Origin of the sequence: Vagococcus sp. AM17-17, assembly GCF_003471765.1 — a bacterium.
GTDB lineage: Bacteria > Bacillota > Bacilli > Lactobacillales > Vagococcaceae > Vagococcus > Vagococcus teuberi.
The window spans coordinates 718,503-733,823 of the sequence record NZ_QRJY01000001.1; the positions used below are offsets into that span (position 1 = coordinate 718,503).

The 15,321-nt window shown below is 32.8% G+C and carries 14 protein-coding genes, 1 tRNA gene and 1 pseudogene; 1 reads left to right on the forward strand and 15 read right to left on the reverse strand.

The features are described 5' to 3' along the window. Window positions 1-216: 216 nt before the first annotated feature. The 9 genes from thiI to DW196_RS03510 form a co-directional block, all read right to left on the reverse strand. Window positions 217-1,434 (reverse strand): tRNA uracil 4-sulfurtransferase ThiI, encoded by a 1,218-nt coding sequence (gene thiI / locus DW196_RS03470; RefSeq protein WP_118250110.1) that lies wholly within the window; start codon window positions 1,432-1,434, stop codon window positions 217-219. Between the two features lie 12 nt (window positions 1,435-1,446). Next, complete coding sequence (locus tag DW196_RS03475; protein WP_118250112.1) at window positions 1,447-2,598, reverse strand: cysteine desulfurase family protein; 1,152 nt, start codon at window positions 2,596-2,598, stop codon at window positions 1,447-1,449. 127 nt (window positions 2,599-2,725) lie between these two features. Beyond that, complete coding sequence (locus DW196_RS03480) at window positions 2,726-4,450, reverse strand: septation ring formation regulator EzrA (protein ID WP_118250114.1); 1,725 nt, start codon at window positions 4,448-4,450, stop codon at window positions 2,726-2,728. 404 nt (window positions 4,451-4,854) lie between these two features. Next, window positions 4,855-5,247 carry an OsmC family protein gene (locus DW196_RS03485; RefSeq protein WP_118250116.1) on the reverse strand — a complete coding sequence of 131 codons (393 nt, stop codon included), beginning with the start codon at window positions 5,245-5,247 and terminating at the stop codon, window positions 4,855-4,857. Beyond that, window positions 5,247-6,149, reverse strand: coding sequence for an ABC transporter ATP-binding protein (locus tag DW196_RS03490; RefSeq protein ID WP_071457363.1), 903 nt, complete (start codon window positions 6,147-6,149; stop codon window positions 5,247-5,249). The genes DW196_RS03485 and DW196_RS03490 overlap by 1 nt, the downstream gene beginning before the upstream one ends. Window positions 6,150-6,152: 3 nt before the next feature. After that, complete coding sequence (locus tag DW196_RS03495) at window positions 6,153-7,040, reverse strand: ABC transporter ATP-binding protein (protein WP_118250118.1); 888 nt, start codon at window positions 7,038-7,040, stop codon at window positions 6,153-6,155. Between the two features lie 2 nt (window positions 7,041-7,042). Continuing rightward, a complete protein-coding gene (locus DW196_RS03500) occupies window positions 7,043-7,873 on the reverse strand; it encodes an ABC transporter permease (protein ID WP_071457365.1) in 831 nt (276 codons plus the stop codon). Next, a complete protein-coding gene (locus tag DW196_RS03505) occupies window positions 7,870-8,829 on the reverse strand; it encodes an ABC transporter permease (protein WP_118250120.1) in 960 nt (319 codons plus the stop codon). Before DW196_RS03505 ends, DW196_RS03500 begins: the two co-directional genes overlap by 4 nt. Window positions 8,830-8,968: 139 nt before the next feature. Beyond that, entirely contained in the window at window positions 8,969-10,537 is a 1,569-nt protein-coding gene (locus DW196_RS03510) for an ABC transporter substrate-binding protein (protein ID WP_118250122.1), read from the reverse strand. A 567-nt stretch (window positions 10,538-11,104) separates the two neighbouring features. Between DW196_RS03510 and DW196_RS11540 the strand changes: the two are divergent. Then, window positions 11,105-11,345 (forward strand): annotated as a pseudogene (locus DW196_RS11540) (IS30 family transposase); the annotation flags it as partial. A 69-nt stretch (window positions 11,346-11,414) separates the two neighbouring features. Here the strand turns inward: DW196_RS11540 and DW196_RS03515 are convergent. The 6 genes from DW196_RS03515 to DW196_RS03540 all read right to left on the reverse strand — a co-directional run bounded on the left by DW196_RS03515 (window position 11,415) and on the right by DW196_RS03540 (window position 15,315). Beyond that, a complete protein-coding gene (locus DW196_RS03515; RefSeq protein WP_118250124.1) occupies window positions 11,415-12,242 on the reverse strand; it encodes a MetQ/NlpA family ABC transporter substrate-binding protein in 828 nt (275 codons plus the stop codon). Beyond that, window positions 12,242-12,919, reverse strand: coding sequence for a methionine ABC transporter permease (locus DW196_RS03520; RefSeq protein ID WP_118250126.1), 678 nt, complete (start codon window positions 12,917-12,919; stop codon window positions 12,242-12,244). The genes DW196_RS03515 and DW196_RS03520 overlap by 1 nt, the downstream gene beginning before the upstream one ends. Continuing rightward, window positions 12,916-13,635: an ATP-binding cassette domain-containing protein gene (locus DW196_RS03525; protein ID WP_118250128.1), complete on the reverse strand. Its 720-nt coding sequence runs from the start codon at window positions 13,633-13,635 to the stop codon at window positions 12,916-12,918. Before DW196_RS03525 ends, DW196_RS03520 begins: the two co-directional genes overlap by 4 nt. A gap of 206 nt (window positions 13,636-13,841) precedes the next feature. Further along, window positions 13,842-14,669 (reverse strand): DUF72 domain-containing protein, encoded by an 828-nt coding sequence (locus DW196_RS03530; RefSeq protein WP_118250130.1) that lies wholly within the window; start codon window positions 14,667-14,669, stop codon window positions 13,842-13,844. A gap of 59 nt (window positions 14,670-14,728) precedes the next feature. Then, a tRNA-Leu gene (locus DW196_RS03535) sits at window positions 14,729-14,814 on the reverse strand. A gap of 54 nt (window positions 14,815-14,868) precedes the next feature. After that, window positions 14,869-15,315 carry a SprT family protein gene (locus DW196_RS03540; protein WP_118250132.1) on the reverse strand — a complete coding sequence of 149 codons (447 nt, stop codon included), beginning with the start codon at window positions 15,313-15,315 and terminating at the stop codon, window positions 14,869-14,871. Window positions 15,316-15,321 lie beyond the last annotated feature (6 nt).

Sequence of the window (15,321 nt, forward strand, 5' to 3'; positions counted from 1 at the left end):
TGTTGGTAACGAAAGTTACCAGCAGTTTTTTTGTACACAACAACATGTGATATCCGTTAGAATGAATTGTAAAAAAACAAGGAGGATACCACATGTCATATTCACAGACTATCAAAGATATCTTAAATATACTATATCCTAATTTCTAACGTTTGAACTCTTACCAACACTAGTTGACAAAGAGCAAAAAAAAAAGTGGGCAAACTGCCCACTTTTTTAAAATAAATCATCCATTTCTTGGGTTCTTGCTTGTAAATAAGAATCCCCGGATTTTATTTCGTCTATTGCAATAGCCTCTAATGCTCTTGACACTAACCCTTCAATATCCAATCGTTCCTCATATTGACGCACTTTTTCTACTTTAGGCTTTGTTTTAGGTTCTGGCGGAGCGAAAATGGTACAGCAATCCTCAAAAGGTAACGTTGCTAAGGTAAATGTATCAATTTTTTCTGCTACTTCTATTATTTCTGATTTATCCATTGTAATAACTGGACGAATAATAGGGGTTGTTGTCACATCATTTATCGCTATCATGCTTCGCATCGTTTGTGATGCTACTTGCCCAAGAGATTCACCATTGACAATAGCCAATCCATGACGTATTTCTCTAATTTTGTCAGTCAAACGTAACATGAAACGTCTTGTCACAGTCATCCAATAACCTTGTGGGATACTACGTTTTATTTCTTCTTGAATTTCAGTAAATGGAACTGTAATAAATTGGATTTTACCTACGTAAGGAGTTAATTTTACAGCTAAATCCTTTGCTTTGTTTAGTGATTGTTCACTTGTGTATGGTGGACTATAAAAATGTATTGCTTCAATTTCTACCCCTCGCTTCATCGCTAAATAACCAGCTACAGGTGAATCAATTCCTCCAGAGAGCATTAACATTCCTTTACCACTTGATCCGACTGGCAAACCTGCTGCTCCAAAAATAGTTTCACATGATAAGTATGCCGCTTCATTACGTACTTCAACTTCTACACGAATATCTGGTTGAACCATTTTCACTTGAATTCCTTCTATTCCATGAAAAATTGCTGCACCAACTTCTTTATTTATATCATTGCTATCCCATATAAATCCTTTGTCAGATCGTCTACTTTGAACTTTAAATGTTTTTCCAGGTTCCCATATATCTTTAACCATTTCCACTGCTGTCTGACAAATCAATTCAGGATCTTTTTCTATCCGAACGACTGGTGAAAAACTTTGAATACCAAAAATTGGTTCTAGTTGTGTCATTACTTGACGATCATCTTCACCGTTTAATATTATATGCATTCTATCTCTATCCGATCTAACTTTAACCTTTGGATAACCATGCAGACTCTGTTTGACATTATATGCTAGTTGATTGATAAATATACGTCTGTTTTTTCCTTTTGTTGATAGTTCGCCATAGCGAATCATGATTTCTGTTGCTTTCATTGAGTTCCCCTCTTACGAATAGATTTTCGAAAACTTTTTATATAATTGATTAAAAATAACTAAAAATTGTTCGACTTCAGCCATTGTATTTTGATGATTCAAACTTATCCGAACAGCCGTTTCAGCAAATTGATGTGTGACACCCATTGCATGTAAGGTGCTACTATCTGTTTTTTGGCGACTTGAACATGCACTAGTCGTTGAAATATAGATGTCTTTTTCTTCTAATGCGTGAACTAAGACTTCACCACGTACTTTTGTTAAACCAAACGTTAAAATATGAGGAGCTGATTTTTCTACATCTAATGAAGAAAATAATGTGACATGGTCATATTTATTTAATCCATTAGCAAGAGCATTTTTAAGTTGGCGAATATTTCTTTCCTTTATATCCTGGTCGTCAGTTGCTATGCGCAACGCTTTAGCCATCGCAACAATAGCAGCTGTATTTTCAGTTCCACTTCTTTTATTTCGTTCTTGTCCACCACCAGTTAGTAAAGGAGATAGTTTAGCACCATTACGCCAATAAATAAACCCAATGCCTCTTGGACCTTGAAATTTATGTGCTGAAAATGTCATAAAATCAACTCGACTAGTTAAAAAAGTCTCTACTGGTAATTTAGTGATAGCTTGCACAGCGTCTACATGATAATGAATTGATGGATACTTTTCAAGTAACTCACTAATTTTCCTTATTCGTTGGATCATTCCAACTTCACTATTCACCACCACTGTGGATACTAAAATCGTCTCATCCGATAATAGTTTTTCCAATTCAGCTAAATCAATCAATCCTTCTCTATCGACGGGACAAAATGATACTTTAAAGCCAAGTTTTGCTAATTGTTTGGCTGTATTCGCCACGGATGGATGCTCTACATTTGATACGATAATATGATTACCAAAAGGACGTTTTTCAATTGCTGTTCCTTTTAAAACCCAGTTATTACCCTCTGTCCCTCCACTGGTAAAAAAGATTTCAGTTGAGTCTACTCCCAAAATATCCGCAATTTGTTGACGTGACTTTTCTAAAAGGACAGAAGACTGCTGACCTAACCTGTGTAAACTAGAAGGATTCCCTATAAAACGCTGACTTACCTTATTATACGTATCAAGTACTTGTGGATGAATCATGGTTGTCGCACTATTATCAAAATATATCATATCGTCACTCTTTCTAAAAAAATTCACTACTCATTATAACGTGCTACTTATAAATCATCAACTAAGCTAATTTGCTCATAAAAAAAAACCAAGAAAACAAACATGCTTTCTTGGTTTTTCTAAACTCTTAGATTATTGTCTCTTTATTATCAAAATAATATTTTCTAATACGGTCTGTTGCTCCTGGTTCGATTCGTTCAATCGCTTCAGAAATAACATCCAAAGCATCTTTGTACTGATGCTCTCTTGAGAATAAACTCAAACTGCGATCAATTGCGTGTTTTATATCTGGATGAGAGAAACGGAAACGGTTAGCGTACTGAATCATTTGTTCAGTTAATGTTGAACTATCAATCAACTCATTCGTTTTTTCACGAAGCGTGCGCATGTCTTCATCACATACAGCAACTAAGTGATCGATATGATTCATATCTATTCTAATTTTATTAAGCTCTTGGCTTAGTTCTTCGATTCGTTCTCCAGTTACAAAGAAAAACTCTAAGTAACTGCTTGGTATTCCAGGTAAGCGTTGTTTTTCAACATAACGTTTTAACATACGCAATTCTAATTCATAGTCATCAATTTTTTCGATTGCCTTACGTTCTCTCGGAGCAAAATCCTTGATAGAGCGGCTAATCTCAACCTGCCCATTTTCGATATCTTTTAATTGGGCTAGACTCTCGCGGTAAAAAGAAGCTACTTGTGAGAAGATTGCTTCTTTATTTTTCATTTTTTCTTCAGTTTCGTCAAATTCTTTTTGTATTTCTTCCATCTGAGCTTGGAAGCCTCTGACACTTCCCAATTCATTGTTATTTAATATATAACTTTGAGAAACGTGATCCAATTCAATCATTAATAGATGATTGTTCTTGTCAGCATGTTCTAAAAGGCTCGTTAATTTTGCTTTGTTATCATTTACGTAAACTCGAGAAGAAATTTCTTTCTCCATGATGTCATATAAATGATCAATTTCTTTAGCAATTTCCGTATTTAATTTTGAAACATTTTCAATTTCTAATTTTTCTAAATTAGATAATGTTGCATCAACTTTCGTTTCTAATTTCTCAACATTAACCGCTACAATGTCATTTTCAAACACGTAGTGATCTTTTTTCAATGTTTCGTAACCTTCTTTTATTTCCTTTAATTGTTTTGGAAATACATTTGTTAATGTATCGACTAAAGGAGGTATTTGCTCAACAATTCCTTGAATTTCGTATGTTCTCTTTTCAGCATTTTCTAATACAGTACGAGCTTCCATAGGGTCACCAGCTGTATTTAATGCAACAAATTGAGTAAAATCGCGTTCAACATTTTGAATTTGTTTTTCAAGTTCATTATAAGATACACCGTATTTTTCTGGGTTTTCAGAAACGGTATCGCTAATTGACTCGTAAGCATCTAATGCTTTTTGGACTGCTTCAGAGTTACGTTCTTCACTTTCACGTAATTCTTTCAGACCTTGACGGATTTCTTCAACTTCTTTTTCCATGCCGTCTAACGTGTCATTTGCTTCAACGATGGCTTCTTTCGCCTTCATTAATCGGTATGTCTCATTTAAATTTTCAATTTCAAAAATTAGGCTTTCTAGTTCAGCAAAAGATATGGTAGATATATCAATCCATTTTTGGTTCCATTCCCTAAACGTGTTTTGGCTTTGGCCTACTAAGTGCATTTTTTTTATTTCATCCACTTCTTCAAGAACTGGTAAATCGAATAACGCTATTTTACGTTGTTCTAATTCCTCCAATTTATCTTGATTTCTGCGTTTCATCAAGAACGCAACTAGGTAAGCTGCTACTGCTAGGATAATTACAAAAAGTAATACCCATAACCAGGTTTTAGTATTCATGAAATTTCCTCCATATATGTTTGTGACCACTACCCTTTCGACTCACCAGAAATACGAGGGCTAAATGCCTAGTACAAGTACACTTAAAACCTCTTTTTCATACAATTGATCAATATATTAGAAAATTTACATCTAAGAAAGATTATAGCACATTCACTACTTTCTATCACTAGTTTATTCTAAAAAAGTCATCTTTTCATTCTATGACTTTTAAAGTTTAATCATATGATTGCTGCACCTGTTTAAGTATAACTTATCTATTTAACCTTTAGCAATTAAAAAGACAAATTTTATTTCTTTACTTAATTTATAAGACATTTAGTTGAAATAAACAAAAAATATCCCAACGTCATAATGATGTCTTCTACTCATTACGTTGGGAATAATAAACTTAGTCAATATAGTTAAATAAATTTGATTGTCTCAGATACTGAGATAGCCGAATCAAGTGATTGTATAACTGGGCAATTTTTACTAATCAGTTTTAAAGCACGACGAGCTCTTTCTTGGTCTTCATCAGCTACTTTCACCTCAAATGTCATATCAATGCTTTCAATAGGTTTACTTTGTTTTTCTTGGTTTCTTGTATACTTTACTGATACTGTCTTAAAGGTGTACGATATGTTTGACTTATTCAAAATCGATTGATACACATATGCACCACACCCTGCGACAGATGCCACCAACATTTGGATAGGTGAATAGCCTTCTTCTTTTAGTAACACCCAGTTACCAGACTCAAATGGTAATTCTATCCCATTTTTTCCTTGAATTAATTTGATTATTTGGTTAGTCATTATTTAGTCTCCTTTGCTACAAAATGATCTTTATCTACTTCTACCCAATATATATCATTAGATGGATTAATTGTATCAATAGTTAGTATACTATCACTTCGATAAGATTGACGTGCTTTGATTGGGTCTGGTATTGGAATAGATGCTAATAATCGTTTTGTATATTCATGCTGAGGATTTTTAAAAATCTCCTCTGTAGGCCCTAATTCCACAATTTTTCCTAAATACATAACAGCAATACGATCTGATATATAACGAACCATTGACAAATCGTGTGAAATAAACAGATAAGTTAATGATTTTTTCTTTTGTAGATCCATCATTAAATTAATAATCTGTGCTTGAATAGAAACATCTAACGCCGATATAGGCTCATCACATAAAATAAAATCCGGATTGACTGCTACAGCTCTAGCAATACCTATCCTTTGTCGCTGACCTCCACTAAACTCCCTCGGGTACTTGTAAATAGTTGAGCCAGTCAATCCAACTTGTTCAAGTATTTCTTGCGCCTTGCTTAGCGCCTCTTCTTTACTATATAATAAATTTAATGGTTCGAGAACTATTTCAATAGCTGTCATCCTTGGGTTTAGAGAAGAATATGGATCCTGAAAAATAATCTGCATGTCTTTACGGATCAATTTTTTCTCTTCTTTTGATATTTTTTTAAGAGATTGATTTTTAAAATATATCTCACCTTCATCAATTTCTTCCAGTTGAAGTATACTTCTTCCTAAAGTAGTTTTACCGCTTCCGGATTCTCCAACTAAACCAAGTGTTTCTCCTTTCCGAATAGTCAATGAGACATCATCTATAGCTTTAACAACAGTATCCGTTTGACCAAATGCATTTTTTACTAAAAAAGTTTTTTGTACATTTTCTATTTTAATTAAATCAACCATTGATTATCCTTTCCTTAGTACTCGGTGAGTATCAGATATTTTTTTCATAGACCCTCTATTCTTAATACTTCCACCAACTAACTTACTATTTAATGAGTAAAGTCTTTCATCTTTATTTCCATTTGGTATAGCTTTTAATAATTCTTTCGTGTACCAGTGTTGAGCATTGTAAAATATTTCGTCAGTTTTTCCTTCTTCTACAATTTCACCATCATACATAACAATGATACTTTGACACATTCCAGCAACTATTCCAAAATCATGAGTCACTAAAATAACTGATAATTTTTCTTCTTTTTGTAAGTCACGTATTAGATGTAAAATTTGTGCTTGAACTGTTACATCTAAAGCAGTTGTTGGTTCGTCTGCAATCAATAATAAAGGTTTTGATAAAAGTGCCATAGCTATCATGATTCTTTGACGCATACCTCCTGATAATTCATGTGGATACTGGGTCATTCGTTTCTCAGGTAGCAAAATTCCCACTTCATTTAGCTTAGCCACAGCTATTTTTTCGGCTTCTTTTTTTGAGGTTTTCTTTTGTCGTTGTACAACCTCTATTAAATGATATCCTATAGTTCGTAATGGATTCAACGCCGTCATTGGGTCTTGAAAAATCATTGATATAGGTAATTTATTTTTTTCTTTATTATTCAGAGATATATCATCAAACATAAATTCATCATATTTTAATTTTGCATTATCCGGTAAAAGATTCATAATGGCTTTCATCGAAATACTTTTACCGCTCCCAGATTCTCCAACTATCCCAACAATCTCTCCTCTTGGAATTTCCAAATCAATTCCACGAATTATTTCTTGGGTTGGTTCATCTTTTTTTACAAAATCGACTTCTAGATTCTTTATTGTTAGTATATTACTTTTTTTCATCACTATTCCTCCACCATTGTGACATCTCGTAAAAAATTTCCTAAATTATTAAAAGAATAAACAGTCATTATAATAAATAATCCAGGTAATATTGCCATATGAGGTGATTGTTGTAAACTACTTTGTGCATTTTGTAATAAACTTCCCCATGAAGCAACTGGAGGTTGAATCCCAATTCCTAAAAAACTAAGTGCCGATTCTGTCATAATAGCTCCTGATATGCTACCGGTTGCTGCTACAATTAATGTAGATAACACAGCTGGAAAAATGTGACGACGAATAATTTTTCCGTTCTTTTCGCCAATGAATTGAGCATAAACGACATAATCTCTTTGTTTTATTGATAGTGTCTCAGCTCTGATTAATCGTGCTATGCTCATCCATGAAAAACAACCTATCACAAAAATAATGGTAACTAACCCAGGTTTCAATAATACGCTCAACACTATTACCAAAACTAGCCAGGGAATTGAAGACAATATATCTACGAACCTCATAAATAAACTATCAATCCATCCACCAAAATATCCTGATACTAGACCAATTATTGTGCCTATAGTCGTTGAAGCCAGCATTGCTAAGACACCAACAATAAGTGAAATTCTCCCACCATATATTACTCTAATAAAGTAATCTCTACCTATTTCATCAGTACCAAAAATATGTCTAGCATTTGGACTTGAAGACATATTAGAAACATCGGTGTGATTAGGATCAATGGGAATTAATGGAGCAAATAGCGCTAAAAGAAGTAACAAGAGAAGGAAAATAATAGATATCCAGTAACTCGGGTGTTTTTTTAATACCCTCATTCTTTTTTCTATTGCTTTCATTTTATACCTCCTTGCCTGATTCGTGGATCTACTATCGTGTACAATACATCTGACAATAAATTACCTAGAATTACTAACGTTGCAGAAAGTAACATGACTGCCATAATAACTGGATAATCCAAACTTTTTGTAGCAGACATAAGAAACGGTCCTATGCCTGGCCATCCAAAAATACTTTCCGTTATAATAGCTCCTGTTACTAGCATCGGTAATGCTAAACCAACTTGTGTCACAATTGGAAGTAAAACGTTTTTACTAACATGTCTAAAGAAAATTTCTTTTTTTGTTGCCCCAAATGCTTTTTGTACCATTACATAATCTTCTGATAATTGAAGTAGCGTTGATGAACGAACGTAACGTGTTAAATTTGGGAAAAAGGCTACTACAAGTACCATATATGGCATGATAAAGTGTTGTAAAAAATCCAATAAAGAGTCTTCTTTTCCAACAGTATGCATCCCAATAAGAGGTAGCAAATCAAAACGATATCCTAGAAAATATATTATAATCATCGCAAACCAAAAAGTAGGCATAGAAATTCCTATTGAACAAATACCATCGATTAGTTGGTCTACAAATTTTCCTTTATTAGCTCCTGCAACTAATCCTAATACTATAGAAAGAATTAAAGCTGTAACATAAGCCGGTAATACTAGTTTTATAGTGTTCGGTATTCGGATCATTAACTCATCTCCGATATTTGCTTGACTAACTAAAGAATGTCCAAAATCGCCACTAATTATTTGTTTTAACCATAGTACATACTGAACCATAAATGGTTCATCTAATCCATATCGTGCACGTATAATATCAATAGTTTCTTGTGACATATTTGGTGTTGTAATAGCATCAATAGCGTCATACGGTGCTATATGTATCATTGAAAAAACAATAAAAGAAACTATAAGTAACAAAGGGATAACTTGTACCATTCGTTTTAAAATATATTTACCCAAATTCACACATCCTTTATGTAATAACTAGACTTATTTAAATTTTAAAAATTTTTAGAAAAAAATTCACAGGCCGAATTTTTCTGAGTAGACATGAAACTAAGTCTCAGGTAATTATCGCGCCTGTGAAGCTTCTATTACTTTATTCTATTGTTAATTTTGATAAGTCTTCAAATGTATAGATTGGAACTAAACCAGCTTCTTCAACATGACTAATTGCCTTATTTGTTGCTAAAACCTTGCGATTATCAACAATCGGATAAAATACTGCATCATTTGCAATTTGTTGTTGTAACTTTACATAAATTTCTTTTCGTTTGTTTTCATCCATTTGGATGGCACCATTATCGAATAGCTTATCGGTCACTTCACTATTGTATTGGAAGTAATTAGATGCTCCATCAGAAGCAAATAACCTTGAATATAAGTCAGGGTCATTTCCCATTATGTATCCCCCCATAAACAAATCATATTTAGTTGAACCTGGTTTTTTTAATTCTGTAAAGATAGCTGCTCCATCTCCTCCAGCTAATTCAACAGTAATACCTGCTTTTTGAAGCTGTTGTTGTATCAAAGTAGCTTGAATTTTTTGAACGGGATCATCTGATGAAAAAGCTAGATTAAGATTGACCGATTCTACCCCTGCTTCTTTTAATAAATTTTTTGATTTCTCAATACTAGTTTCATATTTTTCTACATCTTCTGTTGAAAACGGATTTGCTGGTGGTAATATCGAATACACATTTTCATAGTATTTATCCGACAAATATCCTGCCTTATTTAATTCATCTTTATTTAATGCATATAAAACAGCCTGTCTCACCTTAACATCTTTCAGAGTATCAGAAGCATTATTAAGCCCCATGTATCCTACACGATTCTCACTGTACTCATATGTTTTTAAATCATCGCCATCTAATTCTTTGATATCATTAGGTAAAACAAAAGAAGCATCTATTTCACCTTTTTTTAAAGCTAATTTGGTAGTATCTGCATTACTTATTATTCTAAAAGTCACCTTAGGTATTGACGGTTTGCCACCATAATACGAGTCATTTGCTTCAAATTGAATGTATTCACCACGTTTATATTTAGTTTGTTTATAAGGTCCAGTTCCAACTGGATTAGCTTTTAACTCATTCGCCGTAAAATCGGGTTCGCTTTTAAATATATGCTCAGGAATAATATATGTTTCTGTTGCGATATTGTTAATTGCTGCTGCACTCACAGAAGGTAAATTAAATTTAACAGTTGCTTCATCAATCTTTTCTATGGTGATGGGTTTATCTCCTACCCATAAATTATCTGAATTTCCATTCTCTTTCTTAACTTTTTCACCATATGTAAACACAACATCATCAGCAGTAAAATCCTCACCATCCGACCATTTTATATTATCTTTTAACTTAACAATTAAAGATTTCCCATCAGTTGCTGGTTCTAAACTCTCCGCTAGTTCCATTTTTTGACTACCGTCACCTTCAATTCTAACTAGTGGGGAATAAATCATATTTGTGACAGTCAATCCCCAACGATCACTCGTAGTTATAGGGTTTAATGATGTGGGATCCCCACTAATTGCATAAGTAAACGTATCTTTGTCTTTTTTACTATTTGCTTCTGTTGATTTAGTTGTACCATTGTCGCTCTTACACCCTGTTAAAGCAAACGTCGCTAATACTACTGCCCCTAAAACCCATTTTTTCTCCATCAAATCTCTCCTTTTTACATGACTAATTGATTTAAAGGATCTTTTAATCATTTTTTAATAGTCTACAGTATAGCGAATAACTTTATTATCTGTCAATTAAATACTTATTTTTAGTACAAATGTTTTCCATTAGTTTATTTACTACGTTTTTTATAATTACTTTTTACAAGTTTAATATTTAATTATTTTAATACCATTATCCTCACTTTATCTATTTATTATTTTCATTTAAAATAATAATTACTTTTAGCAAAATACAATCTTTTAAAGTAATCTAAATCCTCACTTAAAATAAATTAATAATTTTTTTAATAACGCCAATTATAAAATTAAGCTAGACAACTAAATAAATCATTTGTGACACACTCAAATTGTATTTCCGACCAAGGAAAACAATGAGAGCGATCACAAATGACCTGTACACATCTTAATACAGACGAACTCATTTTAATAGAATCATATTATTACCAAAATAAGAAAGTAATGTTTGTTGCTAAACAATTGAAACGATTATCTATATGTCTATAACGCATTAAACGGTGGGTAATCCATTCTTGACTATTTTAAATTGATATCTATTTTTCTGATTCTGGAATCCCATCCCAAAGAGGTTTAAACGGACATTATAATGGATTACTACGTCAAGATGGATTACCTAAAAATGGATTTAATCGAATTTGATGTTACACTCATTCATTCTGTTGTTTCAAGAAGAAATAATATTTCTAGAAAATCATTAACCTATAAAACACCGTTAGAAATCTTTTTAAGTTATATAGACAGGGATATTTCGTCTATCTTAATTTGAAAAAATAAATAATAAAAAAATATGACATTTTTAATCAATTTATTTTACAAATTAAAGTGGAACTAATTTTTAAAATGCTGGAATAGCTGTTTTACTATGTTCTTTTTCGATATATTCTTTCACTGCTTTACTTGCCATCGCTTTTTTCAAAGCTTTAATTTTTTCAGAATCTTGATTGTCTTCTCTTGCAACTAATGAGATTGCAAATCTTTCATCTACTGTATTTTCTAATAAAATGGCATCATCTGGAGTTAAGCCAACTTTTGCAATGTAAGCTGGATAGTTGTAAACCATCGCCACATCTTTTTCGTTATAAGCTTCTGCTAAGTTTAATAAATCAACTGATAAAAATTCAATTTGTTTTGGATTTTTTTCGATATCTTTCAGTGTACCATTAAAGCCAACACCATCTTTTAACGTAATTAATCCTTGCTCATTTAAAATCGCTAATGCACGACCTTCATTTGAAACGTCACTTGGAATAGCAATTTTCGCTTTATCAGGAATCTCATCAACTGATTTATAGTCTTTTGAATAGTAACCAACTTTTGCATTATAAATAGGTTGAATCACCACTAAGTTTGCATCTTTTTCTTGGTTAAATTTCATCATATATGGTTTGTGTTGTGCGAAATTCGCATCAACTTCTTTACTTTTTAACATTTCATTGTATTGGATGTTATCTGTTACTTGAACCAATTCAACATCCCATCCATCTTTTTTTGCTTCTTCTTTTGCGACATTGACAATATCAGTCATTGGTGGTGCTTGAGAAGCTACTTTGATGATTTTATCTTCTTTTGGTTTTTCTTCTTTTTTACTTTCTTCTGCTTTTCCACATGCTACTAACCCTAATGTTAAACCTAACAACATCACATATTTAAAACTTTTTTTCATTATGACAACGTCCTTTTATCTAATTTTTTTGCTATTTTATACCCTACTAATTGAATCAATCCAACTAACACAATCATGATGACGATAGCAAGCATCATCACGGTATATTCATAACGTTGATAGCCATACCGTATGGCGAAGTCTCCAATTCCTCCACCACCAACTACTCCCATTACAGTCGAATAAGATACCAAACTAATTAACATCGATGTCGCACTTAATACCAAGCCACTTCTTGCTTCAAGCCACAAAAAATGATACACATGTTGCCATCTTGTCACACCTAATGACTCTGATAAGATGAGCACACTTTTAGGAATATCTAATAACACTTGTTCACATAGTCTTGCGAAAATAGCAATTGCTACTAAACTAAGTGAAACGGATGCTGATTTTGGGCCAAATCCTGTCCCAACAATCACACGTGTCAAAGGAATCAATGTTACAACCAATAATAAAAATGGAAATGAGCGAATAATATTAGCATAACTTGATGAGATATTATAGAGACATCTTTGTTGCCATGTTTCTTTTTTGCGACATAGAAATAGTACGGTCCCTATTATCAAACCAAACACCATACCAAATACCATGCTCACACCGATCATATACATCGTCTGTTTAAGAGCTAACACTAATTCTGGTAAATAAATCATCGCATCTTTTAAAGATGTCATTCACTCAACCTCCTAAAGGCTTTGTTTGGGTATGAATAACCCTCTGCCTCATCTTGACTATGATTCACCTCAACGATATGACTAATTTGACCTTTATCTAATATCAAGCATTCATCACAAAAAGATTTCACTTTATCTAAATCATGACTCACAAAAATGATGGTGGGCTGGTAGTCAGCATGCACGTCTCTTAAAATTTGCAAGATTAGCTGGGCATTATACTCATCTAACGCACTTGTTGCTTCATCTAACAAAATGTATGTTGGTTTTGTCACTAAAGCTCTTGCTAGTGCAACACGTTGTTTTTGTCCTCCGCTTAACTTTGACGGGTAAACAGTTGAATAGTCTAGTAACCCAACTTTTTCCAACCAAAAAAGAGCTTGCGATTTATCTTTAATACCTTTTAATTTTAGTGATAAATGACTGTTTTCTAAAACGGTTAGATTATTAAGCAAATGATAATCTTGAAAGATCATACCCATTTGCTGTTTGAGAATGCCTTTTTGTTTCCTTGTTAAGTCACGACAATTAACACCATCTATCCAAAACTCTCCACCATCTATTGGTGTACTTAAATTTAATATACTCAATAACGTTGATTTTCCCGAACCACTTTCACCTACAACCCCATAGATGACACCATTTTTTATAGTTAATGAGATATTTTCTAAACTAAATTTCCCATAGACTTTTCTTACTTGGTTTAACTGAATCACTTTTAATACTCCTTTACGTATACGGTACTGCTTATCGACATCACACATAGTAAAGGCTCTAAAACAAAAACGCAAAGCTATCAGAAAAAAAGAAGAAGATAACACAATGGTCATCTTCTTCTAACGATTTAAATGATTGTTAGGCTTGACTTTATAAATAACGTATCAAGTTTTTATACATACAATTTTGTTTTTTAGTGAACTATTTAAAACAAATTTAATTGGGTTGGGTTTAGTCCTTGATACTCGATTTTTAATTTGTCTTTTAGTGTTAAGGCGTTTTCTCCTGCATCGCCACCTGAATTATTATTAAACACCACAACCACTTTTTTAGATTTTATTTTTTCTATCTCTTTTGCTAGCTCATTTAGTTCTTCATCAGAATAACAATAGAACGTACGTTTTTTCCGCCAGTCACTCGATTTTTCTGCCCAATAGCGTTTATTTCTACCATGAAGTCGTACATACGCGTAATCTGGTGTTGTGACTTCAGATAAAAAAGGAACTGAATGATGCACAACTTGTGGTTCATCAACACTCACCAATGTGTAGTGATACTGAGTCATAAATTGCATCATCTCTTTTTTCACTGACTCACTGTACCAAGTGCTACTTCGAAACTCTACAGCCATTGGATACTCTTTGAATCGTTCTCTCAACTGACGAAGATAGGTTACATTTTCTTTATTACAAATAAAGTAACTAGGGAACTGACACAAAATGGTAGAGAGACGTTTTTGCTGAACTAAGGGTTCTAAAAATAATTTGAACGCTTCATCCATTTCTTTTTCATCCTGATAATACTCTTCTAACTTTGCATGTTTTGTCATGACTTTAAACGCCTTGATGCTAAAAGAAAAATTATTTGGTGTCTCATTTATCCAATTTTCACTGACTGTTGGTGCTTTTATCCCGTAAAAAGACGTATTCATTTCCACCACTGGAAATAGTGACGCGTAATCAGATAATGTTAAAAATGATTTATTCAGTAATTTTCCGTGTTCTCTAAACGTCGTTAACCCAATTTCTATCATGTTATGTCATCCTTTTTCTATAAAAAAAGTATCAGATCATATGACCTGATACTAGTTAATGCGAGAAAAGGGACTTGAACCCTCACGAAGAATACTCTTCACAAGATCCTTAGTCTTGCTCGTCTGCCAATTCCGACATTCTCGCTAATCGTAGTGTTATTCTACCATACATCCTTGGTTTTTTTCCACTACATTTTAGTTATTTTGATAAATAATGTAATTTTCCACCACATTGACAGCGGTACTTTGATAAATTCAATCGTTTTTTACGTTGAAATGTTTTCTTACACTTGGAACATTCTATAAGATAGACTTTTCTTTCTGGTGGTTCACGAAGTTGCGGGGTAAACCTTAAACCATCAACTTGTTTAAGTAGTTCTTTAAACTCTTTATCTTTATGCTTATACCCTCTATTTTCTATATGTAAATGATAATGGCATAACTCATGTTTAATAATACCGATTAAAACCTCTTCATCATAGACATATAAAATAGCTGGATTAAAATCTAACTGGTGAGAAGATAAATGATATCTCCCACCAGTTGTTTTCAATCTTTTATTAAAAGAAGCTTGATGAAGAAATGGTTTATCAAAATACATTAGAGACGTTTTTTCTACTAAAGTCTGTAATTCACCATCGTTCACCTAGTG